This is a genomic window from Saccharibacillus sp. CPCC 101409, assembly GCF_030518235.1.
Taxonomy (GTDB): domain Bacteria; phylum Bacillota; class Bacilli; order Paenibacillales; family Paenibacillaceae; genus Saccharibacillus.
Window position 1 is genome coordinate 207,029 of record NZ_JAULSA010000005.1, and the last position, 26,184, is coordinate 233,212.

At 59.6% G+C, this 26,184-nt stretch carries 23 protein-coding genes; 7 read left to right on the forward strand and 16 right to left on the reverse strand.

Going from position 1 to position 26,184, the window contains the following annotated elements:
- Nucleotides 1-64: 64 nt before the first annotated feature.
- On the reverse strand, nt 65-1,138 hold the full coding sequence (locus QWJ34_RS13510; RefSeq protein ID WP_302728531.1) for an FUSC family protein: 1,074 nt from the start codon (nt 1,136-1,138) through the stop codon (nt 65-67).
- 414 nt (nt 1,139-1,552) lie between these two features.
- Here QWJ34_RS13510 and QWJ34_RS13515 point away from each other — a divergent pair, with 414 nt between their 5' ends.
- Nucleotides 1,553-2,308, forward strand: a complete 756-nt coding sequence (locus QWJ34_RS13515) for a threonine/serine exporter family protein (protein ID WP_302728532.1) — start codon at nt 1,553-1,555, stop codon at nt 2,306-2,308.
- Between the two features lie 15 nt (nt 2,309-2,323).
- The gene (locus QWJ34_RS13520) at nt 2,324-2,755 is read left to right on the forward strand and encodes a threonine/serine exporter family protein (protein WP_302728534.1); all 432 of its coding nucleotides are present in this window, start codon (nt 2,324-2,326) and stop codon (nt 2,753-2,755) included.
- Nucleotides 2,756-3,046: 291 nt separating this feature from the next.
- Here QWJ34_RS13520 and QWJ34_RS13525 read toward each other — a convergent pair whose 3' ends face one another.
- From QWJ34_RS13525 to uxaC, 6 genes are all read right to left on the reverse strand, one after another.
- Nucleotides 3,047-3,931, reverse strand: coding sequence for an NAD-dependent epimerase/dehydratase family protein (locus QWJ34_RS13525; RefSeq protein WP_302728536.1), 885 nt, complete (start codon nt 3,929-3,931; stop codon nt 3,047-3,049).
- Between the two features lie 208 nt (nt 3,932-4,139).
- Nucleotides 4,140-5,630: a UxaA family hydrolase gene (locus QWJ34_RS13530; protein WP_302728538.1), complete on the reverse strand. Its 1,491-nt coding sequence runs from the start codon at nt 5,628-5,630 to the stop codon at nt 4,140-4,142.
- A gap of 66 nt (nt 5,631-5,696) precedes the next feature.
- Nucleotides 5,697-7,175, reverse strand: a complete 1,479-nt coding sequence (locus tag QWJ34_RS13535) for a tagaturonate reductase (protein ID WP_302728540.1) — start codon at nt 7,173-7,175, stop codon at nt 5,697-5,699.
- Between the two features lie 149 nt (nt 7,176-7,324).
- Nucleotides 7,325-8,329 (reverse strand): LacI family DNA-binding transcriptional regulator, encoded by a 1,005-nt coding sequence (locus tag QWJ34_RS13540; RefSeq protein ID WP_302728542.1) that lies wholly within the window; start codon nt 8,327-8,329, stop codon nt 7,325-7,327.
- A gap of 154 nt (nt 8,330-8,483) precedes the next feature.
- Entirely contained in the window at nt 8,484-9,875 is a 1,392-nt protein-coding gene (locus tag QWJ34_RS13545) for a glycoside-pentoside-hexuronide (GPH):cation symporter (RefSeq protein WP_302728808.1), read from the reverse strand.
- Nucleotides 9,876-9,983: 108 nt separating this feature from the next.
- Nucleotides 9,984-11,405: a glucuronate isomerase gene (gene uxaC, locus QWJ34_RS13550; protein ID WP_302728544.1), complete on the reverse strand. Its 1,422-nt coding sequence runs from the start codon at nt 11,403-11,405 to the stop codon at nt 9,984-9,986.
- Between the two features lie 313 nt (nt 11,406-11,718).
- On the opposite strand from uxaC, the gene QWJ34_RS13555 reads away from it, so the two are divergent.
- Both QWJ34_RS13555 and QWJ34_RS13560 read left to right on the forward strand, forming a co-directional pair.
- Complete coding sequence (locus QWJ34_RS13555) at nt 11,719-12,030, forward strand: hypothetical protein (protein ID WP_302728546.1); 312 nt, start codon at nt 11,719-11,721, stop codon at nt 12,028-12,030.
- 101 nt (nt 12,031-12,131) lie between these two features.
- Nucleotides 12,132-13,058, forward strand: a complete 927-nt coding sequence (locus tag QWJ34_RS13560; RefSeq protein WP_302728548.1) for an AEC family transporter — start codon at nt 12,132-12,134, stop codon at nt 13,056-13,058.
- A gap of 124 nt (nt 13,059-13,182) precedes the next feature.
- Here QWJ34_RS13560 and QWJ34_RS13565 read toward each other — a convergent pair whose 3' ends face one another.
- From QWJ34_RS13565 to QWJ34_RS13605, 9 genes are all read right to left on the reverse strand, one after another.
- Nucleotides 13,183-14,346 (reverse strand): sensor histidine kinase, encoded by a 1,164-nt coding sequence (locus QWJ34_RS13565; RefSeq protein WP_302728550.1) that lies wholly within the window; start codon nt 14,344-14,346, stop codon nt 13,183-13,185.
- 167 nt (nt 14,347-14,513) lie between these two features.
- Nucleotides 14,514-15,572 carry a lactonase family protein gene (locus tag QWJ34_RS13570; RefSeq protein WP_302728552.1) on the reverse strand — a complete coding sequence of 353 codons (1,059 nt, stop codon included), beginning with the start codon at nt 15,570-15,572 and terminating at the stop codon, nt 14,514-14,516.
- Nucleotides 15,573-15,849: 277 nt separating this feature from the next.
- Nucleotides 15,850-16,779, reverse strand: a complete 930-nt coding sequence (locus QWJ34_RS13575) for a phosphotransferase family protein (protein WP_302728553.1) — start codon at nt 16,777-16,779, stop codon at nt 15,850-15,852.
- 553 nt (nt 16,780-17,332) lie between these two features.
- Nucleotides 17,333-17,857, reverse strand: a complete 525-nt coding sequence (locus QWJ34_RS13580) for a hypothetical protein (protein WP_302728555.1) — start codon at nt 17,855-17,857, stop codon at nt 17,333-17,335.
- A 55-nt stretch (nt 17,858-17,912) separates the two neighbouring features.
- Nucleotides 17,913-19,217 (reverse strand): VWA domain-containing protein, encoded by a 1,305-nt coding sequence (locus QWJ34_RS13585; protein ID WP_302728557.1) that lies wholly within the window; start codon nt 19,215-19,217, stop codon nt 17,913-17,915.
- 48 nt (nt 19,218-19,265) lie between these two features.
- Nucleotides 19,266-19,871, reverse strand: coding sequence for an HAD family hydrolase (locus QWJ34_RS13590; RefSeq protein WP_302728558.1), 606 nt, complete (start codon nt 19,869-19,871; stop codon nt 19,266-19,268).
- Entirely contained in the window at nt 19,861-20,619 is a 759-nt protein-coding gene (locus QWJ34_RS13595; RefSeq protein WP_302728560.1) for a DUF1361 domain-containing protein, read from the reverse strand. Before QWJ34_RS13595 ends, QWJ34_RS13590 begins: the two co-directional genes overlap by 11 nt.
- Nucleotides 20,620-20,626: 7 nt before the next feature.
- The gene (locus QWJ34_RS13600) at nt 20,627-21,595 is read right to left on the reverse strand and encodes an aldo/keto reductase (protein ID WP_302728562.1); all 969 of its coding nucleotides are present in this window, start codon (nt 21,593-21,595) and stop codon (nt 20,627-20,629) included.
- A gap of 47 nt (nt 21,596-21,642) precedes the next feature.
- Nucleotides 21,643-22,602: an alpha/beta fold hydrolase gene (locus QWJ34_RS13605; protein WP_302728564.1), complete on the reverse strand. Its 960-nt coding sequence runs from the start codon at nt 22,600-22,602 to the stop codon at nt 21,643-21,645.
- A 263-nt stretch (nt 22,603-22,865) separates the two neighbouring features.
- Between QWJ34_RS13605 and QWJ34_RS13610 the strand changes: the two genes are divergently transcribed.
- The 3 genes from QWJ34_RS13610 to QWJ34_RS13620 all read left to right on the forward strand — a co-directional run bounded on the left by QWJ34_RS13610 (nt 22,866) and on the right by QWJ34_RS13620 (nt 26,098).
- Nucleotides 22,866-25,184: an outer membrane protein assembly factor BamB family protein gene (locus QWJ34_RS13610; RefSeq protein ID WP_302728566.1), complete on the forward strand. Its 2,319-nt coding sequence runs from the start codon at nt 22,866-22,868 to the stop codon at nt 25,182-25,184.
- A 119-nt stretch (nt 25,185-25,303) separates the two neighbouring features.
- Nucleotides 25,304-25,495, forward strand: a complete 192-nt coding sequence (locus QWJ34_RS13615; protein ID WP_302728568.1) for a hypothetical protein — start codon at nt 25,304-25,306, stop codon at nt 25,493-25,495.
- Between the two features lie 162 nt (nt 25,496-25,657).
- Nucleotides 25,658-26,098, forward strand: coding sequence for a hypothetical protein (locus QWJ34_RS13620; RefSeq protein WP_302728570.1), 441 nt, complete (start codon nt 25,658-25,660; stop codon nt 26,096-26,098).
- The last annotated feature ends 86 nt before the right edge of the window (nt 26,099-26,184 follow it).

Genomic DNA, 26,184 nt, shown 5'->3' on the forward strand with positions numbered 1-26,184 from the left:
TTCCGAAACTTCCTGTCGTTACCTATTTACCCTTTGCTTTTCCCGCTAAACGGCAGCTGCCGGATTACCCGAGCCAATGCTTGGGATTGATCCAGTACGTCCAGCGCTTTTTTTCGCCGCGGTCCGCGTTCTGTCCGTAATGTTCGACCAGGCGGTTGAGCCGCACCAGCTGGTAGCCGTACGCGTGAATTTCCGCCGTCACGATCGACAGCCGCATCGTACTCTCCTCCTGCTGCTGGAGGTACCGCTTCATATCGAGCGCGAACCGTTCGTTTTCTTCTTCGATATTCTGCCAGGGCGATTCGTCCGGCTTCAGCTTGTTCTCGAATTTCAGCAGCACATGCTCGTGGTATTTGGTCATATACTCCAGCCGTTCGTCGAACAGCGTGTCAAGCTCAAGCGAGCGCGACGCCGGAAAATAATGCTCTTCCACCGCCTGCACGACCTCGCTGCCTTTGCGCAGGGCCCGCAGCATCTGCTTGTAGACCACAAGATGGCGGCTTTCCGTATACGAAGGGCGTTTACGCTTGTGCTGGTCTTCTTCGAGCAGATTGTATTTCTCGGCCAGCGATTGGATCGAGCCGTCGAGCCCCCGCTGTTCGTCTTTGAACACGCCTTCTTTGATCTCGTCCGATACCGCCGTTCGCAGCAGCAGCGAGAGATGGCCGAACGTCGACTGGATCTGCCCGAGAAACTGTTCTTTGGGTTTGGGCGGAAGCACCAGCACATTGACGATAAAAGCCGCGAAGATCCCGATCACGTTGATCAGGAAGCGGTTCAGCGCAAAATGAAACTGTCCGGACGCTTCCATCACCGAGATAACGGTCACGAGCGTCAGGCCGATCGTGTCCGCGCGGTTGATTTTGAGACAGACCATAATCACGACAATACAGGTCAAGCCAACCGCGATCGGTTCGCTCGACAGCAGCATGCCGGCCAGCATCGCGATCACGGCGCCGAGGGTATTGGTCAGCAGCTGATCGAGAAAGTAGCGCCAGGATTTGTAGATCGAAGGCTGCATGGCAAAAATGGCCGCAATCGCGGCGATGACGGGCGGCGTCAGGTTGAGCAGCATCGTCAGATATAGAGCCAGGGTTACCGCGATCCCCGTTTTCAGCATACGCGCGCCGAAGTTCACGTGCATCCCTCCTTCAATTCCGTTGTGTCCGTTCGGCGCAATCGGACCGGTGCCGGATTGCGCCGCGCTCCCCGCTTTTTTTGCCTGTTTCCACTATTACCCGATTTTCGGAAAAAGCTTCTGCGCGGAAGGCGGCAGTCACCCGGCAAGCTCCGACATATTCGAATTCCCAGTATAACCGGACGGCGGCAGGGAATGCAAAAAACGCGGTCCGCCGGCTGCGGCGAAAAAAAAGAGACCGCCGGGCGCTGAGCGCCGACGGTCCAAATATATACTTCAAAGGGGGTTGTAGAACTAGATTACCCCGCCAACCTTAAAACAGGCTGAAAAACAGATTTCAGTTGTGTTACAATGAGCAGCAGTATGTTTCATGCCCTGTCAGGCTTAACGAACCGACGAAGGAGTAAAGAAGCCGTGGATCAAAAAATTTCTATTTACGAAACGATCGAACTTTGTTTGCTGGCCGGCAAAATCATGCTGCAAAGCGGCGCCGAAACGTACCGGGTCGAGGACACGATGGTCCGGATCGCCACGGCGTTCGGGCTGGCCGAAAGCCACAGCTACGTGACTCCGACCGCGCTGATCTTCTCGACCAGCGGCGAGCAGCCGGCCAAGCTCATCCGGATCGAAGAACGCACGACCGATCTGCACAAGATCGCCGAAGTCAACGCGATCTCGCGCCGGATCGCGTCGGGCGAGCTGTCGGCCCGCGACGCCAAAGAACTGCTGCTCAAAGCCGAATCCGCTTCGTTCAATTATACGCTGCCCGTGCAGATCCTGGCCGCGGCCGTCACCAGCGCCTGCTTCCTCATTATGTTCGGCGGCACCTGGCCCGACTTCCTGCCGGCGCTGCTGGCCGGCGGAAGCGGCTTCGCCGCCGTCGTCTACCTGCACCGCATCGTGCAGGTCAAATTCTTCTCCGAGTTCTCCGCCGCGCTTGTCGTCGGCCTGCTCGATCTGCTGTTCGTCTGGCTGGGCTTCGGCCGCGAATTCGACAAGATCGCGATCGGCTCGGTGATGCCGCTCGTGCCGGGGCTGCTGATCACCAACGCGATCCGCGATCTGATGGCCGGCCATCTCGTATCCGGCATCTCCAAAGGCGCGGACGCCTGCCTGACGGCTTTTGCGATCGGCGCGGGCATCGCGGTCGCCATTTTGTTTTTTCATTAGGAAGGAGAAGCGTTTATGTGGGCCCAGCTTATGACCAGCTTTGTTGCCGCGGCGACATTCGTGATCCTGTTCAACGCGCCGAAGAAATCGCTGCTCCAGTGCGGACTGGTCGGCATGCTCGGCTGGCTGCTGTATATCCTGCTGCGCGGGGAAGTCGGCGAAGCGCCGGCCGTGCTTTCCGCTTCGCTGCTGGTCGGCATCCTCTGCCAGCTGTTCGCGCGGTTCTACCGTACGCCGGTCATTATCTTCAGCGTGGCGGGCATTATTCCGCTCGTGCCCGGCGGCATGGCGTACAACGCCATGCGGCAGTTCGTCGAGAACCGCTATACGGCCGCGATCGAGACCGGAGCGGAAACGATCGTGATCGCCGGGGCGATCGCCGTCGGACTGGTGCTGTCCGAAGTGCTGAACCAGATGCTGCGCCGCCGGCCGCGCGGACAGATGTAATCGGAATCGAGCGCTGCTCCGGGACGCGCCGGAATGCGAAAATCCACTTTATTTTCGGAATCCGGCGGCTATATCCTTTTAAAATGCAAAAATCCACTTGTTTTCGCCCGATCGGCCGTTTTAGCGGCTTTTCTCGCGAATCAAGTGGATTTTTGCATGCGATGAAGCCAGTCTTCGTTCGAGGCAGGCAATAAGATGGATTTTCGCACTCCCTTCCGAAAGCGCTCCAAACCTTGCCCTGCCGCACTTTTGCTTTAATCCGCTTTTTCTACAGACGAGCCGGATGCGCGTTCAAGCTTCGCCTCGCGCCAGCTGTCCGATCAGTTCCGGCATCCAGTCGTCCAGACTGCGGAAAGCATAGCCCGCCTTCCGGGCACGGGACGTGTCCATCGTCCAATCGTCTTCGATGCCGAACGGCGAAGACTCGCTGTCCGGTCCTTCCGACAGGACGATCGCCGAACGGCCGGTCTCGCGGTCGATCTGCGCCAGCAGTTCGCGCAGCTTCGGTCTGCCGTCCGACGCCGCGTTGAACGCTCCCGCGACCTCCGCCTCGCCCAGCCATTTCAGGAAATCCGCCGCTTCCGCTTCGTAAATAAAGCAGATGCGCGCTTCCGGATTCGGCAGCACGAACGAAACGCCGTTTTTGATCCGTTCGACGTGGAAGTGCAGCCGCTTCGTATAATCGTTCGGCCCCAGCACGATCGGGAACCGCGCCGAAGCCGCCGGGAAAGGCGCTTCGCGGAAAAAGACCGACTCCGCCTGGCGCTTGCCTTCGGCGTAGCCGACTTTGCCGACCGGACTCGGCGGCGCGTCCTGCGACGCCGTATCGACCTGCTCCTCGGTCATCTCGGCCGAACCCGCGTCGTAGACCGACAGGCTCGACGTCAGCACATAGCGGCCGACTTTGCCCGTAAATACGCGTACGGCCGCGCGCGCCTCGTCGGCGTTGTAGCAAATATTGTCGTAGACCACGTCCCAGTGTTTGCCTTCGACCGCCGCGGCCAGCGCCGCTTCGTCGGTACGGTCCACTTTCAGCCGCTCCACCCGGTCGCCGAACGAATCCGATGTCGTGCCGCGCGTCGCGATCGTGACCGACTGCCCGTCTTCCAGCAGTTTTTCAACCAGCCTTTTCCCGAAAAAGCGCGTTCCTCCAAGTACCAGCACCTGCTTTGTCATCCGATCCGCTCCTTTTATAAAGGAAAGACAGCTCTCGGGCCGCTTTCCCGGTATGTATCGTCGGCGGAAATTCCGGCTTGAGCGGAAGTTCCGCTTTTAGCATAAAGCAACGAAACCGCGAAAGCAAAAAAAGACGCACGCCCACGGGGCGCCGCGTCTGTTCCGCTTTTTGTTTCCCGATATCCGGCCGGTCTTGTTTTTCCCGGAATTACAGCGTAACCCCGTTTTTGAAAATAGCCAGTTCCCTAAAATTATTTTTCTCGTTATTCACGAGTTCGCCGCTCGCCACGCGGACGATATAATCGATAAATTCCCGCAGCACTTCGTCTTCGGAGCGGTCTTCGACCAGCGTGCCCGCATTGAAGTCGATCCAGTGGCGCTTATTTTCGTACAGCGGCGTATTGGTCGACACTTTGACCGTAGGCACAAAGCTGCCGAACGGCGTCCCCCGGCCCGTCGTGAACAGCACGAACTGGCAGCCCGCGGCGGCCAGCGCCGACGACGCGACCAGATCGTTGCCCGGCGCGCCGAGCAGATTCAATCCTTTTTTCTTCAGACGTTCCCCGTACTGAAGCACATCGACCACCGGCGACGTACCGGCTTTTTGCGTGCAGCCGAGCGATTTGTCTTCCAGCGTCGTGATGCCGCCCGCTTTGTTGCCCGGAGACGGATTCTCGTACACCGGCTGTTTGTAATCGAGGAAATACTGCTTGAAGTCGTTGATCAGGTTCACCGTTTTCTCGAATACTTCCTCGCTCGCGGCCCGTTCCATCAGAATCTTCTCGGCGCCGAACATTTCCGGCACTTCGGTCAGCACGGTCGTGCCGCCCTGCGCCGCCATATAGTCGGACAGGCGTCCGAGCAGCGGATTCGCGGTGATGCCGGAGAAGCCGTCGGAACCGCCGCATTTGAGTCCGATCTTGAGTTCGGACAGCGGCACGTCTTCGCGCGCGTCGCTCTTGGCGGCGGCATGAATTTCGTGCAGCAGCGCGGCGCCGGCTTCGATCTCGTTCGAGACGTCCTGCGACGACAAGAACTTGATCCGCTTGTCGTCGTAATCGCCGAGCGTACGCTTGAACTCGGGCAGTGTATTGTTCTCGCAGCCCAGGCTCAGCACCAGCACGCCGCCGGCGTTCGGATGCTTGACCGCGTCCTGCAGCACGATCCGCGTATTCTCGTGATCGTCGCCGAGCTGCGAACAGCCGTAATTGTGCTTGAGCACCAGAATATTCTCGAACGGCGCGATATCGCCCGCTTCTTCTTTGAACCGGCTGATGATCAGGTCCGCAACGCCGTTGACGCAGCCAACCGTCGGCACGATCCACAGTTCGTTGCGAATCCCCGCGTTTCCGTCTTTTCTGCGATAACCTTTGAACGTCCGGTTCTCGAGCCGGTAAGGATTGGCGCTCGATTTGGGATCGTAAGTATAGGTTTCGACGCCTTTGAGATTGGTTCTGGCGTTATGCGTATGCACATGCGCGCCTTCGGCGATCGATTCCGTGGCGTGTCCGATCGGAAAACCGTACTTCACGATATGCTGTTCGGGTTCGATCGAAGCAAGCGCGATCTTGTGCCCTCTCGATACCGCTTCGCGCAGCGTGACATCGCGTTCTCCCACTTTCAGCGTTTCCCCGGCGGGCAGGTCTTTCAGCGCGACGGCCACATTGTCGCCTGCGCTGAGTTTCAGATAGTCTTTCATCGTTGCGGCCTCCTCTATAATCAAACGCTCCCCGGAGCCGGCAGGCATACCGGCCCCTCACCTCGGTTATCTCGATCCGTTTGCCGACGGAGCGGCGATCAGCGAACGAACGGCTTCGCGCATTCCCAGACGCTCGATTCGGATCAGGGCGTCCGAAACCGCCTCGGTCAAGCCGCTTACCGCGTTCAAGTCCATTTCCCATACTTCGGTGAATCCGAGTACCGACGCCGTCAGCGCGCGCAGCTCTTCGTCGCTGCCGCCGCAGGCGCCCCACAGCTGTTCGAAACGTTCCAGGACGAACGCGTCGTCGCTCAGCGGAATGCGTTCTTCGCCCCGGTCGCCCCGGTAGAAGCGGATCAGCGCTGCCAGCGCAAACGTCAATCTCGGCGGAAGTTCGCCGCGGCGCTGCGCATATTCGAGCAGCGTCGGCAGATCGCGCGTTTTGAACTTGGACATCGAATTGAGCGAGATGCTGGTCAGATAATGCTGAACGTAAGGATTCGCGAACCGTTCAAGCACGTCTTCGGAGAAGGAACGGCGTTCTTCTTCCGGCAGATCCAGCATCGGCGCGATCTCTTCGCCGATCAGGCCGCGGACGAACGCGCCGACTTCCGGATGCTCGACCGATTCGCCGACCGTATTCAGTCCGTACAGATAGGCGACCGGCGTCAGCGCGCTGTGCGCGCCGTTCAGGATGCGAACTTTGCGTGTCCGGTAAGGCGTCATATCGTCGACGATCTTGACGTTCAGTCCGGCCAGGTGAGCCGGGAATTCTTCCTTCAGCCACCCCGGACCTTCGATTACCCACAGATGGAACTGTTCTCCGACAACCACGTAATCGTCGAGATAGCCGAGTTCGGCTGTAATCTCGTCGATCGAATCGGCCGGATAGCCGGTTACGATCCGGTCGACCAGACTGGAGCAGAACGTATTGGCGGTTTCGATCCACTCCGTGAATCCGGCTTCGAGCTGCCACAGCTCCGCATACTGCAATACGAACTGCTTCAATTTGTCGCCATTGCGGTCGATCAGCTCGCACGGAATCACGATCATGCCTTTGGAGGCGTCGCCGCCGAACGCCCGGTAGCGGCGGTACAGGAAAGCCGTCAGTTTGCCGGGGTAGCTCGACTGCGGACGTCCTTCTTTGGTGTCGGAAGGATCGAACGCGATCCCCGCTTCCGTCGTATTGGATACGACGAAACGAAGTTCCGGCTGCTCGGCCAGCGCGATATACGCTTCATAATTCGAATACGGATCGATTCCGCGGCTGACGCATTCGATCAACGAATGTTCTTTTACCGCCCGGCCGTCTTTGATTCCCTGGAGATACAACGTATACAAGCCGTCTTGTTCGTTGATCCCTTCCGCCCGTCCCGCCGGGAGCGGCTGGAGCATCGCGACGCTGCCGCCGAAGCCGGCTTTCTTGTTCATTTCGTCGATCTGCCAATCGACGAAAGCCCGCATGAAATTCCCTTCTCCGTATTGGAGCACCTTCTCCGGGTAGCGACTGCCGCGCGTATGGATTCGCTCGTTTAATTTTTCCATGATATATTCTCCTTTATGCCGCTTAATGCACACGTTAACATATAGATCATAACAAAATAAACCATCATACTTATGCACACGTGAACAAAAAGTTCGACAATTTTATTAACGGGCTTCATTCACAGGAGCCGACTTGTGTCGAAGAGCGCTCAGCGGCGCTCTTCGACCGATTTCCGTACAATTAACTCGGTATGCAGCCTTATCGTTTCTTGAGGAGGCGCGATGCCGGTCCGCAGCCATTCGACCAGCGTCTGCGCGCCGCGGCGGCTGATCCGTTCGATCGGGCGCTTGACGGTCGTAAGCGCCGGATTGGTGTACGAAGAGAATCCGATATCGTCGAATCCGACGATCGAAATATCGTCGGGCACCCGAAGTCCGCGTTCGAATACCGCGTTCATCGCCCCGATTGCGGTGTCGTCGTTCGCGCAGAACACAGCCGTCGGCGGCGTATCCAGATCGAGCAGCGCCCGCATCGCCTCGTACCCGCCCTGCGTCGTATAGTCGCCGGGCACGATACACTCGCCGTTAATCGGCAGATGGCTTTCGATCATCGCGCGCAGCAGTCCGTCGCGGCGTTCCGCGGCCGACTTGAAGCTTCGGCGGCCCTCGATCAGGCCGATTCGTTCGTGTCCGCTGTCGATCAGATGGCGGCCGGCCAGATACGCGCCGTCCCGGTCGTCGGACAAAATATTGCAGATCCCTTCCGCTTTCACCTCGCGGTTGAGCACGACAAGCGGAATGCCTTTGCTTCGCGCATGATAGATAAACGCGTCGTCGCTGTCGCTCTGGCTCATCAGCACGATGCCGTCGAATCGCTTGCCGTGGATGGACGAGAAGTCCGTATAATCGTCGATGCCGCGCACGAACAGATTGTAGTTGACGTCGATCACACCGCTGACGCCCTTCATCGTATCGGCCAGAAAGCTGGACGAGGTTCCGCTTGCAATACTGGTAAAGAATACGCCGATCGTATGCGATTTTTGCAGAACCAGACTTTTGGCGTTGTAATTGGGCGTGTAGCTCATCTGGTCCGCGATCTCCATGATCCTGCGCCGGGTCTCTTCTTTTATCAACGGGCTGCCGTTTAGCGCCCGCGACACGGTCGTATGCGAGACATTCGCAAGCCGTGCGATATCTTTGATCGTTACCGCCATTGCCGTACCCCTTTTCACGCTCTTTTACTCCGAATCATAGCATAAAAAGGGAACGGCGATGAACCGAAGAAGTCGTTGTTCGCGGAATCGTGCGTTTGCGCGCGTCCCGCGCGATCTTCGCGTCTAGTACTTTGTCAACGCTAAAGGTAAGGCATTATTCGAGATTTTTCTTTTGAAGCTCGATTACGATCGCTTTATGCTTATTGTCATTCAGTTTATACAGCAGTCCCAGCACCAGCATGGCGATGCACAGCGCGACGGCCGGGTACAGCAGCAGCAGTCCTTTGATCCCGAGCAGCGATTCGGCCGTCTGCGGGACATTCGCCACATAGCCGACCATGCCGAGTCCGTACGCCGCCATCGTGCCCGCGAGCGCCTGCGCCAGTTTGCGCGAAAAGTTGAACAGCGAGTACGTCGTCGCTTCTTTGCGCTCGCCGCTGTGCCATTCGCCGTAGTCGATGATATCGGATACGAATGTCCAGGTAATCCCGTTCGGAATACTGATCCCGATAAAAGCGATTGTGGCGAGAATTGTGAATACATACACATTCGTCGGCAGGAAAAAGTTGAACGAATCGGCGATAATGCTGACGCCCATCCCGATCAGGGCCGTTCTTTTTTTGCCGAACTTGGCGACCAGCTTGGGCAGGAACAATACGCCGATCAGCGAAGCGCCCATAATAATGAAGTTCATCGGAGCCATCAGGTTTTTGTTGCCCAGATTGTACTGCGCGAAATAAGTCAGCATCGCGGTCTTGATATTGTAAGCGGAAATAGTGAATACGGTCATCAGCACGATCACAAGCAGCGGTACGTTGGTGACGAACGTTTTGGCGATCACCACAAGCGAAATCTTTTCTTTGGGCGGCTGCTGAACGACGATCCGCTCCTTGGTATTACGGTAGCAGAAGTAGAACGATACGACGCCGATCAGCGACATGGCCGCCATGACGACCGCGTAACCGACCCTTTCGTTCGAAAAGCGGGTAATCAGCGGCATGCACACGACGCTTGTGACGAACAGCGCGCCGAGCGAGCCGGACTGCCGGAACGACGCGAGCGCCGTTCGTTCGCCGACATCCTGCGTAATCGCCGCCCCCAGCGAACCGTACGGGATATTGGTAAAAGAGTAACAAGCGCCCCAGATCATATAAGAAGCATACGCATAAATCAGTTTGCCGGCCGGCGAAAGATGCGGCGAGATAAACGTGAATACGGTCAGAACCGCCAGCACCATGCTGCCGTACAGCATAACCGGTCTGAATTTTCCGTTGGGCCGCGCGTTTTTGCGCGTATCGATAAAGGCTCCGATAATCGGATCGCACAGCGCCGCGAACAGCTTGCTGGCGAGGAATATGCCCGCTGCCGATTTCGGCGCGATACCGGCTACATCGGTAAAGAATTTAAGCAGATACAGCTGCCCGAGGTCAAACATGAATCCGTTACCGAAATCGCCCATCCCGTAAGAAATTTTTTCTTTAAGCGTCAGTCCCTGCTTGACGACCTGCTGCGCCTCGACCGGCTGCTGTTTTTTCAATACTCCCATTCCCACACTGTCACGCTCCTGTTGTGATTAATTTCACATTTCACTTTTTGAAAAAGCACGCCGACTCCCGAAAGTCCCGATCTCCGCACCGGCGTGCTTGTCGCCGTTCTACCGAACGACCGCGGGTTTCGGGAATCCGAAGTAAGCTTCGGCATTCTCGTAGGCGATACCGCGCACGATTCCGCCGACCAGTTCGAGATCGTTCGGCACTTCGCCGTTCTCGATCCATGAAGCGAGCAGATCGCAAAGTATCCGTCTGAAATATTCGTGACGCGTATAAGACAGGAAGCTGCGCGAATCGGTGAGCATGCCGACAAACCGGCTGATCAATCCGACGTTGGACAACGCCTTCATCTGATCCAGCATGCCTTCTTTGTTATCGTTGAACCACCAGGCGGTGCCGAACTGGATTTTCCCCGCCGTTCCCCCGCCCTGAAAACTGCCGACGATCGCCGCGATCGTGGTATTGTCGTTGGGATTCAGCGAATACAGAATCGTTTTCGGCAGCGCGTCCTGCCGGTCGAGCGAGTCGAGCAGGCCGACCAGCGGCTTGGCGATCTGCTGGTCGTTCAGCGAGTCGTAGCCCGTGTCCGGACCCAGCTTGCCGAACATCCGGCTGTTGTTGTTGCGCAGCGCGTTGATATGAAGCTGCATCGTCCAGCCGAGCTCCGCGTACAGCTTGCCGAGGAAGTTCAGGGTGAACGCTTTGTATTTTTTTTCTTCTTCGAGCGTTGCCCGCTGCCCGCCGGCGACTTTGGCGAAGATCGACGACACTTCTTCCTCCGTCGTTTCCGCGTACATCATCACGTCGATCGCGTGGTCCGATACGCGGCCGCCGGCCGAATGGAAAAAGCGGACCCGGTTTTCCAGCGCATCGAGCAGCGTGCCGTAATCCGCAATGCGGCTTCCGTATACGCCGGCGAGTTTATCGATCCAGTCCATGAACGTATCGCGTCCGATTTCAAGCGCTTTGTCCGGACGGAAGCTCGGCAGCACGCGGACCTCAAAGTCCGCCAGTTCGCGGATGCTTTTGTGAAATTCGAGCGTATCGACGGGATCGTCGGTCGTGCAGACGACGCGCACATTCGACTTGACGATCAGATCGCGCGCCCCGAATCCGCCTCCCGACAGCAGACGGCTCGTTTCTTCCCAGATTTTCGGCGCGGACTGCTCGTTCAGGATATCATGAATACCGAAGAAGCGCTGAAGTTCGAGATGCGTCCAGTTGTAAAGCGGATTGCCGATCGTCATCGGCACGGTGCGCGCCCAGGCGATAAACTTGTCGTAATCGCTGGCATCCCCGGTGATGAAACGTTCGTCCACCCCGTTTGCGCGCATCAGTCTCCATTTGTAATGGTCGCCGTAGAGCCAGGCTTCGGTAATATTCTTGAACGTTTTGTTCTCCAGGATTTCCTGCGGATTCAAGTGGCAGTGGTAATCGATAATCGGCAGATCTTTTGCATAATCGTTGTAAAGCTTGATAGCGGTTTCACTGTTCAGCAAAAACGTGTCGTCCATAAAACTTTTCATTCTTGTTCCTTCCTTTCTGTGTGCATGCGGGCGAAAAGCAAGAGTTATCCTCAACATCGAAAATAAAAACCCGCCTTAATGTTAACGTGAACAATTTGAGTCGAAACAAGAAATCGCTCGGCTGCTTTTTTACGGAATTATGTATAAATCGCATCCACCGATTAAGTATTGTTTTTTATGTTCACGTTAACATAACGGCTGAACTCAGTGTAAACCGTTTTCATTTCCCGTACAAGTCCGATTCGGGCGGCATTTGTTACAAAGAGTTGAACGTCTTTGGTATACTGGTTTCAAGAAAGAAGGTGAAACGGATATGGCTTTCGGCATCCGCAGAAGCGAGCTGATCCGCTGGAAAGAAGCCGTCGAGCGGGGCGAGATCGCTTATCTTACGCATTTTTGGCTCGACCCGCGTTTTCCCGGAATGCGTTCCGTGACCAAAGTCGGCTGCTCCGATCTGGGCCGATTGGCGCGCTGGTGCAGGGACAACGGACTGAACCCCGCTTATATCCACCGCCGCGACCGCTATCCGCATTTCGATCTGCTCGGCCCGAAGCAGGCGGAGATTCTGAAGCGCGAAGGCCTGCACGACCAGCTCGACCGGTTCGTGGAACGCAAGCGCCTATAACCACATAGGGATTGGATATTGGACGAAGCGGGCCGGCTGCGATAAAGTAAACCTCATCACCGGGCCCGTCAAACTCCGCCGGCCTCCGAAGGAAGGTTCTTATGCTGCTGTCCATTTTCGCTACCATGTACCACGTTTTTCTTCCGCTGTCGTTTCCCGTCGTCGCCGGCATTCTGCTGCGGCGCTTTCGCGGACTCGACACGAAGCCGTTGTCCGTTCTTTCCCTGTATGTGCTGAGCCCGTCGATCATCTTCAGCACGTTGATCGGCGCGCGCGTATCGGCCAGCGACGTCGGAATCACCGTATCGTTCGGCCTGCTCAACCTGCTTGCGATGTGGGGCGTTTCGGTGCTGCTCGGGCGGCTGTTGAAACTGGGCGATGCGGAAAAAGCGGGCCTCACGCTCGTTTCTTCGTTTACGAACTGCGTCAATTACGGACTTCCGCTCGTGCTGCTGGCTTTCGGCCAGGCGGGACTCGACAAAGCGGCCGTCTACGTCGTGATGCAGATCGTGATCGTCAATACGATCGGGGTCTTCTTCGCGGCCCGCTCGCAGTTCTCGATCAAGCGGGCCGGACTCGCCATGCTCAAGCTGCCCGCGCTTTACGTCGCGGCGCTGGCCGGCGTGCTGCGCCTTGCCGAAGTGACGCTGCCGCCCTCGGTCCATACCGGCGTCAATCTGCTGTCGGGCGCTTATTCGCCGGTCGTGCTCGTGATCCTGGGCGCGCAGATGATCGGCGCCGCTCCGGGAGCGTGGCAGCCCAATTTGCAAAAAGCGTTCCGCGCCGGTCTTGCGCTGCGGCTGCTGATCGCGCCGCTGCTGAGCTGGCTGATTCTGCTCGCGCTCGGCGCGGAACCGCTGCTGCTCGGCGTGCTGCTCGTGCTCGCGTCGATGCCGACCGCGGTCAACGCCGTGATTCTGGCCGAACAATTCGGCGCTTCCCCCAAATTCGTTTCCCGCTGCATCCTGTGGACGACGATGGCTTCGTTTATCCTGCTGCCTCTGCTGCTGGTGTGGACCAGGACCTGACCGTTCGCCAAAAAAACTGCAGAACCGCTTCGGCAGCGGTCCTGCAGTTTTTTTGCCGTAGACCGGCGCTTTTCGATAATGTAGATCCCGGAGCTGCCCGGTCCAACCGGACTTCCGGCCGCCTTCAGGCCGAAACGCCGCTTTCGCTGCCGCGCGGCGCGAACGGAAGCTCCACGTGAAAAGCGCTGCCTTCCCCTTCGCGGCTCTCGACCGAGATCGCGCCTCCCATCAGTCCGACCAGCTCTTCGCAGATCGTCAGGCCGAGCCCCGAACCGCCGTACAGGCGCGAATGCGACACGTCCACCTGGGTGAACGCCCGGAAAAGCTTGTCCATCCGCTGCGCCGGGATGCCGATGCCCGTATCCCGGACGGTAAAGCGGACCCGGACCTCGCCGTTGTCGCCATTTTCCGCCGGCAGCCGTTCGGCAATCAGCCTGATGCTGCCGCGCTGCGTGAATTTCAGCGCGTTGCTGAGCAGATTGTCCAGCACCTGCCGCAGCCGGTGCGGGTCGCCGGACAGCCGCTGCGGCAGCGAAGCGCCGAGCTCCAGCTTCAGTTCCAGATCTTTCTCGCCTGTCCGCGTACGATGCGTCTTGAATATGGAGTCCAACACAAGCCTCGGGTTGAACTCGATACGTTCCAGCTCGACGCCTCCTTCGGCGGCCTGGGCGAGATCCAGCGCGTCGTTGGCGATATTGAGCAGCGTATCGCCGCTGGTCTTGGCGATGCTCAAGTGTTCGCGCGCCGGGTCCGGCAGATCTTCTTCCAGCAGCGCAAGCTCCAGCATGCCCAGCATCCCGTTCAGATTGGTGCGCAGCTCGTGGTTGAGCTTGCCGACGAATTCCATCACGCCCCGGCTCTGCCGATGGGCGGCCTGCGCCGCGCGGCCGGCTTCTTCCTCGACCAGTTTGCGGTCGGTCACATCGTACTGCAAACCGACGAACAGCACGCAGCGGCCCGTTTCGTCGAAGATGGGGTCGATATTCAGCTCGTTCCAGAACGAACTGCCGTCGCGGCGGTAGTTCAGAATCTCCGTACGCACCGGGCGGCACTCCGACAAAAGCGCGCGCATGTCCGCCACCGTTTCTCGTTCGGTTCCCGGTCCCTGCAGGAAACGGCAGTTGCGCCCGAGCACTTCTTCCCTCGAATAGCCGGTCAGCCGCAAAAAGTAATCGTTCACAAAAACGAGCGGCTGGCCCGGCAGCGTCGCGTCCGTGATCGTAACCGAGGAACGGAGCCCGCCGATAATGCGCTCCCAATCGGGCGTCAATTCAGGCCGATCGCTCATTTGCTTCCCCTCCCGGTTCAATAGTTAAAATTGTATCTTTCTCTAGCCTACCATGTTTGCAATCCCCTTTTCCAATGATCGGGCCGCCGCAGACGAAAAAAGGACGGTTCCTCCGTTAATCGGAGAAACCGCCCGGGCTGCGTACTGCAGCAATGATCCCAAGACGATTACGCGTAGAAAGGCTGGACGCAGACCGGTTTGGATACGCTCACGCTGTTTCCGTTGAACGCCAGCTTGCCGCTTTCTTGATCGACGTCGAACACGACGATGTTGTTCGTATCGCGGTTGGCCGCGATCAGGTGCTTGCCGCTCGGCGTAAGCGCGAAGTGGCGCGGATGCCGGCCTTCGGTCGAGACATGCTGCACCAGCGTCAACTGCGCCGACTGTTCGTCGAACGCATACACGACGATGCTGTCGTGACCGCGGTTCGCTCCGTATACGAAGCGTCCGTCCGAGGAAACGGCGATCTCCGAGCAGCCGTTTTCTCCGGCGTAGTCGTGCGGCAGCGTAGGCACCACTTCCACTTCGCTCAGCGATCCGTCTTCCGCGTTGTAGCGGTAGGACGCGATCGTCGAGTTCAGTTCGTTGATGACGAACGCGAATTTGCCCGACGGATGGAATGCCAGGTGGCGCGGTCCCGCGCCTTTGGCTGCCTGCGTATCGCCCTGCGCCACCAGGCGGCCCGCTTCGGCATCCAGCGAATAGGTGCGGATCAGGTCGAGGCCCAGATCCTGCACAAGCAGGAATTTCTCGTCCGGACTGAAGAACGCGGAATGCACATGCGAAGCCGCTCCGTCCGCGCCTACGTGTTTCTGGACGTCGAGCAGTTCTCCGACATGGCCGTTTTCCTTGAGCGAAACGAGTCCGAGCATGCCTCCGTGATAGCTGGATACCACCAGGAAACGGTTCGACGATTCGCGCTGAATGTGGCAGGTCGTATTGGGTGTGGTGTTCGTGCGGTTGAAACGGGTCATCGTGCCTTCTTCGTCAAAATAGACCATCATGACTTCGCCGGCTTTGCCGTTTTCCGTCACGGCTTCGCCGATCGCGTAAATATGCCGGTTCTCCACATCCACGTTAAGGAAAGTGGGATTTTGCAGGTCCGCGCTTTGATCGAGCAGTTTGAGCGCGCCTTCCGTTTCATCGAATTCGTACGTGTACACGCCGCTCGATGTCGCTTCGGCGTAGGAGCCGACGAATACGAGCATTTTTCGGGATTCTGTCATCTCTAATTCCTCCTGGTCGTTATCCGCCGTCACCCGCGCAAGCAGGCCGCCCTCGGGCTGGCCCGCTTCGGCGGCTGCGGCTATCGTTGGCTGTTTCGGCACAGTCCGAGTACCCGGATCCCGGGTCGGTCATGTACTGCCAGTATACCGCAACGCGCCGCAAATCCCAAACAAGAACGCGGCCGGGTGCACAGATTGAACCCGGGCTGCCCGTCTCGCCCGATCGAGACAAGCAGCCCGGCGGCCGCGCGCCAGAAAAGCCGGCCCGGGCCGGCTTTCAAAGTTCGGCGAACCAGTCCGGCTTCTCGGCCGCAAAGCCGTTATGATCGTCGCCCAGCCGCTCCGCCTGCGCGATAACGGCCGGAAGCCGTTCGGGAGCGTGCTCGGCCGCTTGAGCCAGCGCGGCGAATACGCCCATGGCCGCGTAAAGCGCGTACAGGCTCCAGAATTCCGGGCAGGGCTCCTGGCCGCCGTGATAGCCCAGAATCTGGCCCGTACAGAACAAAGCGCTGACATCGCGCGCATGTACGGGCAGTCCCGCAAATTCATACAGCGGATCGCCCCAGCCGAACTGCCCGAAGCCGACAATGCCGGCCAGCCTCCCCGACTGCACGATAAGATTGGCGGGGCGGAAGCTGCCGTGCAGAAAAGAGCTCGGCCGCCCCTGCATCAGCTCGCCGCCGCGCAGCGTCAGGGCCGCCGCTTCTTGCGCTCCGCGAAACGAAACGCCGCGTTCGCGCAGCAGCCCGATATCGCGCTCGCTGGCCTCGAGCCGGCGCCGCGCCCAGCCCGTTACGCCTTCCGGCGCGGCGTAGCCGCCGATCCGGCGCAGCTCTTCGCCGGCCTGGATGCCGATGCGAAGCTGCTGCGGCTTCGGCGAGAGCGGCAGCGCGGCGGCGGCGTCCACGCCTTCGATAAACGAAACGAGCAGGAAGTACAGCCCTTCCGGCTCCCAACGTCCCATCGCGATGGGCCTGGAGCAGTGGACGGTCAGCGCCTGCATCCGGTGCAGCGCCTCGAATTCGTTCCGCTTGACCGGCAGGGAGGAATCGTCGAACAGACGCAGCAGATAAGCGCTGTCGTAACCGTAAAAATGCACTTTGAATTTTCGGTCGCGTGAAGCGCCTCCCGTCACCGGATAAGCTTCGATAATTTCGCCGAGCGGGGCAATCACACGCCCTACCGGGCCCGGTTCGTCGCGGTTCAATTCGTTCACTCCCTTCGGTTTGGTTTCGCCGCCGCGGCCGGCCGCCTGCCGCAAATCGTTTTCGGTCTGAACCGAACGGCTTTTTCCCTACTCTTATGTACCCGGTTCGAACAAATCAGCGCTTGGCGTCCCGCTCGTATTCTTTGCGCAGAATGCCTGTCTGGATATGCGGCAGATCTTCTCTTCGGTATTCCCTGAGCATAATTTGCGTTCCGAGCATTCTCGGCATAACGGCACCTCTTTCATTTGAAGATGAATGCGGATAAGCCGGTCTGCACGCAGAAGGAGTGAAACCGGTTCTATCGCATGAAAAACAGAGTTTGTGCTTGATTATACGCCGATTTTGCCGGTTTTAGAAGTCAATAAGAGGAAATGCCTGCTGAATCGCTTAAAATATATAGTTTTGGATCAAATTTATGCAGACATTCGACACAATTCGCCTAAAAAAGTTAACGGGTAAAGGAAAACGGAAGACAAACCGATGTCGGCTCGTCTCCCGTTGGTTCTTATCATATCGGCTTTATCCCGCAGCGTCAAGACTTTAAGCGCAATTTTAAGCTTCTCCGGTTACGCCTACGCGGCGATATAATTCGTCAAGATGCGACAAAGCCCATTCATCCTCGGGCGAGTCTTCCAGCCGGAAGCGCAGTTCATCGTGAAAATCCTGGATCATAAAGTTCTCCGGCGCGCTGCCGAGCACTTCGTCGAAGTCGTATTCCGGCAGTTCGATCTTTCCGGACACCGCGCCTTCAATCCAAGAAATCCAGTCCTCCAGCCTCAGCACGCCGCTCGCCCACAGGTCGAACTGCAAGCTGAGCACGTCCTGCATCCGGTCGTAACGCTCGGGTTCGGCGCTGCGCCGGCACAGCAGGACCGCAAGATCGTACAGCTCTTCCAGCGCCTGCCGCTCTTCCGGCGAAGGGACGTGTTCCAGTGCCTGCATATAATCGGCAGTGCCGATCGTTTCTCCGCTGTCGTACAGCAGGGGCGTGTTCGAAAGCGACCACAGCGCCTGCTGCACCTCGTCCTCGCCGATTTCTCCCCGCAGCGAAGCGGCGATCCATGCGTCCAGTTTCATTTGTTTCTCCTCCATCGTTTCTCGCTTCGTCTCTGTCCAGGCTCCGGAGCCGGGATCAGTCTCGAAGTATATTTTTAGCGCGCGCTTCGCGCAGCCAGTCCGGGAATTCGCTGAACAGCCGGTCGTACAGTTCTTCATCGCTGACGGAATCGATATCGTCCAGCGCGAAGAATCCCGCATTGTCCACCAGTCTGCCCGGCAGATCGTCCAGTTTGCGCAGTACGCCGTAGTTGGCTTTGCCAAGCCCGACAAACTGCCAGAACAGCGGATGCAGCGAACTTTCCACCAGCAGCTGCGAAATCTTGCGCGTCTCCGATACGCCGCCGTCGCTGAAAAAAACGATATAAACCGGCATCGAAGGGTCCGCTTCCTCGACCGTGAATTTGTCGATGACGTTGCGCATGACCGCCGGCTCGTTGTTGCGTCCGCCCGCTCCCTTGAACGGATACACCCGCTGCACATAGCCTTCGTAATCCTGCACGGTCGCCGGCCGGGCGCGGACGAATTCCAGCGCGAACATCCAGACGTCGAGGACGCCGTCGTCGTCCAGGCTGGACGCGACCGCCAGAATCCGTTCGAACGCCCGCTGTACCGTCCCGTTTTTGTACAGTTTGTTCATCGAGCCGGAAGCGTCGAATACGACCGCGACTTTGGCTTTTTGGCCGGCCAGCTGTTTCTTCTCCAGCGATACGGCGACTTTGCGCTTCAGCAGATCGATGCGTCCCGCCGGGGCGGCGGAAGGCGCCGCAGCTTTAGGCGGCGTCTCTTCTTCGGCCGGAGCCGGCGCGGATCGGCGTTCTTCCGGCGCGGTTTCGACAACGGCCGGCGATTCTTCCTCCGCCGCCACGTCGACGCCGAACGACTCGGCCAGCGGCGCCAGGCCGCCGTCGAAGCCCCGTCCGACCGCGCGAAGCTTCACCGTTTCTTTATACGCGTAAATTTCGGCCAGCACAAGCGCGGCTTCTTCGCCGGCCGAAGACGCTTCGAACCGGACCTTCCGCCCTGCGCACTCCACGCTCAGACTGCAGTCCCGCACCCCGGCAAACGTTCCGCTGCCGTCCAGCACGGCGGCAAACACGAATTTCTCCAGGCCGCCCGTCTTCGCGGCCGACAGATCGGCTTCGAAGACGGCTTTGCGCTCTCCGCTTTCGATCAGAGCCACTTCGCCGTTCGGGGCGCTGGGCTGATTATAGAAAATAAAATAATCGTCGGACGGCACTTTCCCCGCCGGACCGAGGATAAAACAGCTGACATCGACCGGACAGGGCGAGCCGTTCCATTCCACCGTAACCCGCGCCTTCCCGCTCGATCCCAGCTGCGTATTCGCTCCCTGTATCAGTACTTCGGCTCCTGCTCCCATCTTCGTTCCTCCGTATCCGATCGAAATTCCCGCCTGTGCGGGTGCTTGTTATCCGCGCGCGGTCTGCCGCTGCAGCCAGGCGTCCAGCCCGAGCGTCCATTCGCCGGCTTCGTCGGCCAGCAGCGTCTCCCAGCCGAACCCGCGCGCCGCTTCCAGATTCCCGGGTGTATCGTCGACGAAACAGACGTCGCCGGGCGCAAGTCCGGCGGCCGCAAGCTCGAAGATCCGCGCGCCGGGCTTATAACAGCCGGCCTCGCTCGAGATGGTCATGCTCGATATCCGGTCTTCGACTCCGGCAAACAGCGGCAGGATCCAGGCCGCGACGTGATTGCTGAGAATATGAATATCGGCGGACCGGCTCCAGGCCTCCAGACGATCGAGCGCCGGCAGCGGCGTCAGAACGCTTCGCAGCAGCCGCGCGGCTTCCTCGCTTCCGGTTGCCGGACACACGGCGTCCAGCCACTCCCAGAACTTTTTTTCCGCGACCGCCCCGCTCCACAGGCCCGAGCCGATCTCCGCTTTGTAGCGGCCGCGCAGGCCGGCCCGGTCCAGGCCTTCCGCCTGCGCCAGAGTGCTCCAGAATCGGTCGAGATTCGCCGCCAGCACGCCGCCGACGTCGAATACAAGCTGCGGTCTGTATCGTTCAGCGCTCACCGCTTCGCACCTCCGCGCTCATTTTTCCAAACAAAATCAGTACCGCGTACAAGCCGCCCGTGATGACGAACACGCCGCCGCCGAACATCAGCAGATGGCGGACCCAGGACGGATCGCCGAGCAGCGCCCGCATGTCCCGCATCAGCATCAGCGGATTCGAGACCACGTCCCAGCTGTTCCAGCGCACAAAACGCCCCATATAAATGCCGAAGCTCGCCAGCAGCAGCGCGGCCGCCGCGAAGATGCCGCCGGCCGCCGCTCCGTAAGCGGAAGCGACCAGGCGCTGGACCGAGAACAGCGAGACGCCGGCAATCAGCAGACCGATCAATGCCGCCAGCAGCATCGGCAGCAGATGATGCCAGAACGCGATATCGCTCCAGAACCGGGTCTGCGGATCGAATGCGTAATTCTTGAACACATGCAGCAGGTCGGTCAGCAGATAAGCCGCGTTCGGATAGAAGAACAGCCAGACCAGGCCGCACAGCGGCAGCAGAACCGTTCTGGCCGGCGTCTGGCGCAGCGCGCAGACTCCGTCCAGCGCCGCAGCCGTTCCCGCGGAAATCCAGGCCAGGAAAAAGTTCCAGAGCATAAACCGGTACGGACGGCCCCCGCCGTCCGTACGGATATCCAGCAGCACGGCCAGATCGATCGCGGTCAGCAGCAGCAGAAAGAGCCAGATATACAGTTTCCACGGACGATGCGGCGATTTGGGACCGATTGCGGCTCCTCCTTTCTGTTGTGAAAACAAACGAAAGTCAGTCTCCCCGCGCCGTCATATACAAGCGGTACCAGTCTTCCCGGCTCATCAGGCGCGACTGATTCTCGGCGTCCGCGCACGCTTCGATCCGCTGCGGATTCATCGTGCCGATCACGGGCTGGATCATCGCGGGATGCTTCATCAGCCAGCCGAGCACGATCGCTTCGCGCGTCGTTTCCCGCTCGCCCGCCAGCCGCTCGACCAGCTCCGCCGTTTTGCGCACCGCTTCGGATTCTCCGCTCACGTCGCGGCCCGTAAATCGCCCTTGCGCCAACGGTCCCCAGGCTTGAAGCTGGATATTCTCCGCACGCGAGAATTCCATCAGGCCGTCGGAGAAGTTGACCGACGTCCCTTTGCTCTGGTTGACGCGCACCGTTTCTTCGACGAAGTCGAGCCGCCCGAGTCCCAGTTCGAGCTGATTGACGACCAGGCGGTCCGTCAGTTCGCTTTCCAGGAAATGGATATGCGCCGCGCTCATATTCGATACGCCGAAATAACGCACTTTGCCGGATGCTTTGAGCCGCCCGAACGCTTCGGCGATTTCTTCCGGCTCCATCAGCGGATCGGGACGGTGCAGCAGCAAAATATCCAGATAGTCCGTTTGCAGCCGCTTCAGCGAGCCGTCCACCGATTCCAGAATGTGATCCCGCGAAAAGTCGAACATGGACGGCGCATGCTCGTCTTCGAGCCAGATCCCGCATTTGGACTGGAGCACGATCTCATCGCGCAGACCGGGTCTGGATTTGAGGATGCGGCCGAACGCTTCCTCCGACTTGCCGCGCGTATAAATATCCGCGTGGTCGAACATATTGATCCCGATCGACAGCGCCGCGTCCACGGCGGCCTCCGACAGCTTCGCGCGTTCTTCCGTCAACGGCGAACGGTCCCATTCTCCCCCGAACGGCATACAGCCCAGCGCCAGCCGGCTGGCCGGAATTCCTTTTGCGTTAAGCGGCATGATTTTCATCGTTTTGTTCCTCCCTGAAAGTCGTATTGGTGTTCGCGCGGCGATCGTTACCGGCCGCCGGAATCTTCTCCCGGCTCCGGGAAAGTTTGGACGCGCGTCAGTTCCAGCAGCCGCTTTACGACGCCGATAATCGTGCCCGGCTTGTCCACCTGGACGTGGTGGCCGCTGCCTTCGACTTCGATCAGCTTCGCGGTTTCGGACAATCCCCGCATCTTCAGCGCCGTGTGGTACAGCGTACGCTGCAGCTCGTGGCGAATATTTTTGCGGATCGATTCGACGGGCCGATAGATGCCCGCTTTGACGACGGCCAGCGGCAGGCGCAGGATAAGGCTGCGCGGCACGCTGCCCGTCTCGCGGACGAAGCAGTCGTACTCGCTTTCGGCGGCGGCCAGGCTGCTTTCGCCGAATACCTGCGACCACATGGCGCTGCGCGAAGCTTCAGGCAGCGGCGCGACGAAGGCCCCGAAGCCGGGAATCCAGCGGCGCTTTGCCAGCCACGGCAGCAGGCCGGCCCGCGCGGCCAGCTTGGCCAGGCCGTACAATCTGACGCTCAGCCGCTGGCGCTTGAGATGCGGCAGCGGAAAAGCTCCGCGGATCTCGTCTTCGTGCGAAGCGTCGACCAGCACCAGCCCCGCGATATCGTCGGGATAACGCTCGGCGTACAGCCGGGCGTAGAAACCGCCGAGCGAATGCCCGACCAGAATAAACGGCCGGGCGATTCCCAGCCGGTCCACCAGCCTCCGCAGATCTTCCACGCAGCGGTCGCTTGTGCGCGGCAGAACGCCGGGCTCGCTGAATCCGTAACCCGCCCGGTCGTAGACGAGCGTCTGCGTAATCTTCGCGATCTCGGGATAAACCAGCGCCCATACCTCCAGCGACATCCCGCAGCCGTGTTCGAATACGACCGGCGGATATTGTTCGCTCGCTGTTCCCGCCAGCACGGCGTGCAGACCGCCATGCAGCCCGCCCGCCGGAGGAAGGGAGCCCGCTTTTTCTCGTTTGTTCATCGGCTCTTTCCTCCTTGATCGATCCGCCGCTCCAAATCGGTCGTTTCCCGGCGCGATTTTTTCCATTATACTACAGCCGCCCGCCCCGCTACACGTTCGCCGCCCGCCGGACATTTTTTTGCGGCCTTCTAAACTTTTTGCGTCCGCGGAGCGTCTAATACAAGGAATTTGGTCTAATTAAGAAAGGGAGCATCGACTAGATAAATAAAATGGAAAAAACATGCTCCGTCAGTCCGGATTTCGTTCCGATCGGGAGGTCATTTATGAAACGTTCGCCTGTACATACCCACAGTTCGGCTCCGCAATGTTCATTAACCGCAATCGCGCGGCGCAATCGCTCCGCTTCCGCCGCGCGCATATCTTGCATAGGCGCGGCGCTGTGCCTGCCGCTGCTGTTTCTTCCGGCGGCCGGCCATTCCGCCCAAGCGGCAGCGCAGGCTCGGGAGCAGGTCGCGCCGCGCTCCGAGGCGATCCGCCTCGAGCATTCCGCGCCGTATTTCACTTCCGCGCCCGCGGCGGGAAACCGCGCTTCGCTCGGCGTCAGCTATTACGGCGCGGCCGGCGCGCAGCCGCAAACAGCCGAGCGAGAAGGAGAACTGCTGAAAACGCGCAGCGAATTCGGCGAGCAAGTCTACATACCGGCCTGGTACGCCAAACCGCAGGCCGCCGGGATTCAAGATTCGGCGCCGCTGATTCTGCGGCTGCGCGAAGACGCCAAGCTGTACCTTTCGCCGGAAAGCGGCATATCCTGGCCGGCCTCGTACGTGCCTTCCGGCGTCGTATCGGCTTCTCGCTTCGGCGACGAATGGTACGGCGTGGCGTTGGAAGCGTCGCCCGCCTACGCCAACGGTTCCGTCGTAAGGCCGGCGCTGCTCTGGGTGAGGAGCGAAGACGTGCTCAGCACCCAGCGTTCGGTTTCCGGCCTGCTCGCGGCCGAATCCGCCGTGCCGACCCGCATCGTCCGCAGCCTGACGGAAGTCTGGCTGGCCGCAGGAACCTCCGGCGAACAAACGCTGGCGCTGCTGGGAGAACCTTTTTCCCGGACGGCCGCGCCTTTCCCGGCCGACGGCGAAGACGGAAAAAACGAACAGCGCGGCGAAGTATGGCGCTACGAGCGCCCGGACGCCCATCTGACCGTTTCGTTCGGTCCCGACGGGCGCCTGACGGGCTGGAACTGGATTCTGCCGACATCGGAAGCGGAGCAGATGAACCTCAATCCCGCCCAGCCGCCGTATCAATTCCGGTACGAATTCCGCGATCTGCCGATCGCGGCTTCGATCCAGGCCCGGCTGCGCTGGCAGGCGCAGTCGGAACTCCGCGGCAACAGCCTGGTCGCGGCGACCCGTGGCGTACTGGTCGTGCGCGGGGACGACGGACTGCCGGGCGAACTGCACCGGAGCGGACAGCTGTACGGACTGGACCGCGCGGACGGCCGCCGGCTGTGGAAGCTGGATGCCGGCGCCGGCGAAACGACGGTATTGGCCGATCCGGACGGAGCGGCCGCCGCGGTGCTTATGGACGCCGATCCGCAAACGGGCGAAGCGGCTTCCGTGCTGCGCCATGTACGGCTGGACGACGGCGGCGTGCGTTGGACTTACAAAGCCGATTCTTCCGGCGGCGGCGTGAAGGCCGCGGCGGCCGGATCGTCCATCCTGCTCTACTCGCAGCCCGGCGAACAAGCGCGCGGCGCGCTCAGCGCTCTCTCGCGCAGCGGCGGCTACGTGCGCTGGACCAAGACCTTCGCCGATCCTTATACGATTCTGAACGAAGGCTCGGACGATCCCTATGTACTGCTGCGGCAGGGACAATGGATTCAGGCGCTCGATCCGCGCACCGGACGCCCCGTATGGAGCGTCAAATCCGACGAACCGCCGGCCGTAAGCGGCGAAACGCGGATTACGGCGGCGACGCCCTCCGATCCGCTTGCCGCGCCGGGCGGCGAACGCTGGGTCGTGCTGGGCAGCGAATGGGTGAAGCTGAACGAAGCGAACGGACAAATTACCGCCCGGATTCCTTACCTCGACAATGAACGGCTCGAAACCCCGGGCGGCGGTTATCTGCTGGTGCGCCGCGCGCTCGATGCCGCGAGCTACGCGGAAGGAAGCCTGTTCGAGACCGCGCTTTACGATACGAAGCAGGGGCGCGAGCTCTGGAGCGTGCCGGGACAGGCCGCAAACGCGCTGCTGGGCGAAGATCGCCTGTATGTGCTGCTGAACGGCATCCCGACCGCGCTGTCCCTGCAAAGCGGAGAGCCGCTCTGGAGAACGGAAACCTCCGGCTTCGGGCTCGCAGCGGACGAAGCATCTTCCGGACGCAGCGAAAGCTTCGCCCGATTCGGCGGCTATCTGCTGCTGACTTACGGTTCCGACCTGCTTGTGCTGGACGCCGAAAACGGCGATCTGCTGCGCCGCGTCGACGGCATCTCTTTCGACGATCCGAAAGACGGAGCGACTTCTTTGCCGGGCGCGCGCCTTTCTTCGGACGGCGCAACCGTTTATGCCGGCTCGGCCAACGGTCTGTTTACAGCCCTGGATCTTGCCGAACTCCGGGCCGGTCTGGACGAGCGGCGCGGCGGCAGGTAAAGCGGGCGGTCCCGAATCCAAAATTAAGCAAATTTTAATGCCTCGCTCATCTTTTTTTCCGCGGGTGGCGTATAATGGAAATAAGCTTAACCTCACCCCAACTTCGAGGAGGGACCGTTATGACAAGCAGCCCGAATTATTCTTTGTGGTTGACCGAGTTTTTACGCAGTCCGGATTCCGTCAAAGAGCAGCGCATCCGAGAAGTCGAACGGGAGGACAATCCGGAATTGATGAACAGCATCCGTTTCCACCTTGCCCTGCGCAACCAGGTTTATCTGCTGCGCAGACGCAGACAACGCAGAATCGGCTGACCGGCCGCTTCTGATTCAAACTTCACTCAAAAACCTTTCTCCGTGCGGGAAAGGTTTTTTCCTACGCTCTCCTGTTTGCCGGACTTCTCCGGTTTCTTGGTAGAAACGGGCGATTTGGCGTATACTGAATAGCGGAACCGAATTCCAAGGAGGAACCAACAGATGAATTCGAATCAAAAGAAAATGCTCGGCATCGCCGGCGGAATCGTGGGAGTGGCGGCTGTCGTCGCGCTGATCGTGTTCCTCGTCGTGGTCCGGTCGAATCCGCCGCAGAATCCGTTCAGCGTGCAGCTGGGTCAGGAGCGCAGCGTAGACGGGATCGGCGTAACCGACGACGGAACCTCGTTCAGCCGCGCCAAACCGCTCTACGCGTTCGCCATTTACCCGGAATCGGGCGTAACCAAAGACCATACGGCGCTGCTGTCCGTTATTTCGGAAAGCACGGGCCGCGTCGTGCAGCAGGAGAAAGTCGAAGAAGACGAAAGCTTGACCCAGGTCGAAATGACGCTGGACTGCGCCGACTGGGAACCGGGCATTTACGAGCTGACTTTCGCCCGCAGCGGCACCATGGTCCAATCGATCAGCTTCTCGCTGCACAAATAGGCGACGCGGATGGCGGCCTCGCCGCCCGCTGGCGCGCCCTCCGACGCCAAGAACCCGACGCATGCCTTCCCGGCATGCGTTTTTTT

What these genes read in the sequence shown, in the direction of transcription:
- QWJ34_RS13520 (WP_302728534.1), top strand. Translation starts at nt 2,324, where the DNA reads ATGTGGGCCCAGCTTATGACCAGCTTTGTTGCCGCGGCGACATTCGTG.
- QWJ34_RS13525 (WP_302728536.1), bottom strand. Translation starts at nt 3,931, where the DNA reads ATGACAAAGCAGGTGCTGGTACTTGGAGGAACGCGCTTTTTCGGGAAA.
- QWJ34_RS13530 (WP_302728538.1), bottom strand. Translation starts at nt 5,630, where the DNA reads ATGAAAGACTATCTGAAACTCAGCGCAGGCGACAATGTGGCCGTCGCG.
- QWJ34_RS13535 (WP_302728540.1), bottom strand. Translation starts at nt 7,175, where the DNA reads ATGGAAAAATTAAACGAGCGAATCCATACGCGCGGCAGTCGCTACCCG.
- QWJ34_RS13540 (WP_302728542.1), bottom strand. Translation starts at nt 8,329, where the DNA reads ATGGCGGTAACGATCAAAGATATCGCACGGCTTGCGAATGTCTCGCAT.
- QWJ34_RS13545 (WP_302728808.1), bottom strand. Translation starts at nt 9,875, where the DNA reads ATGGGAGTATTGAAAAAACAGCAGCCGGTCGAGGCGCAGCAGGTCGTC.
- uxaC (WP_302728544.1), bottom strand. Translation starts at nt 11,405, where the DNA reads ATGAAAAGTTTTATGGACGACACGTTTTTGCTGAACAGTGAAACCGCT.
- QWJ34_RS13555 (WP_302728546.1), top strand. Translation starts at nt 11,719, where the DNA reads ATGGCTTTCGGCATCCGCAGAAGCGAGCTGATCCGCTGGAAAGAAGCC.
- QWJ34_RS13560 (WP_302728548.1), top strand. Translation starts at nt 12,132, where the DNA reads ATGCTGCTGTCCATTTTCGCTACCATGTACCACGTTTTTCTTCCGCTG.
- QWJ34_RS13565 (WP_302728550.1), bottom strand. Translation starts at nt 14,346, where the DNA reads ATGAGCGATCGGCCTGAATTGACGCCCGATTGGGAGCGCATTATCGGC.
- QWJ34_RS13570 (WP_302728552.1), bottom strand. Translation starts at nt 15,572, where the DNA reads ATGACAGAATCCCGAAAAATGCTCGTATTCGTCGGCTCCTACGCCGAA.
- QWJ34_RS13580 (WP_302728555.1), bottom strand. Translation starts at nt 17,857, where the DNA reads ATGAAACTGGACGCATGGATCGCCGCTTCGCTGCGGGGAGAAATCGGC.
- QWJ34_RS13585 (WP_302728557.1), bottom strand. Translation starts at nt 19,217, where the DNA reads ATGGGAGCAGGAGCCGAAGTACTGATACAGGGAGCGAATACGCAGCTG.
- QWJ34_RS13600 (WP_302728562.1), bottom strand. Translation starts at nt 21,595, where the DNA reads ATGAAAATCATGCCGCTTAACGCAAAAGGAATTCCGGCCAGCCGGCTG.
- QWJ34_RS13605 (WP_302728564.1), bottom strand. Translation starts at nt 22,602, where the DNA reads ATGAACAAACGAGAAAAAGCGGGCTCCCTTCCTCCGGCGGGCGGGCTG.
- QWJ34_RS13610 (WP_302728566.1), top strand. Translation starts at nt 22,866, where the DNA reads ATGAAACGTTCGCCTGTACATACCCACAGTTCGGCTCCGCAATGTTCA.
- QWJ34_RS13615 (WP_302728568.1), top strand. Translation starts at nt 25,304, where the DNA reads ATGACAAGCAGCCCGAATTATTCTTTGTGGTTGACCGAGTTTTTACGC.
- QWJ34_RS13620 (WP_302728570.1), top strand. Translation starts at nt 25,658, where the DNA reads ATGAATTCGAATCAAAAGAAAATGCTCGGCATCGCCGGCGGAATCGTG.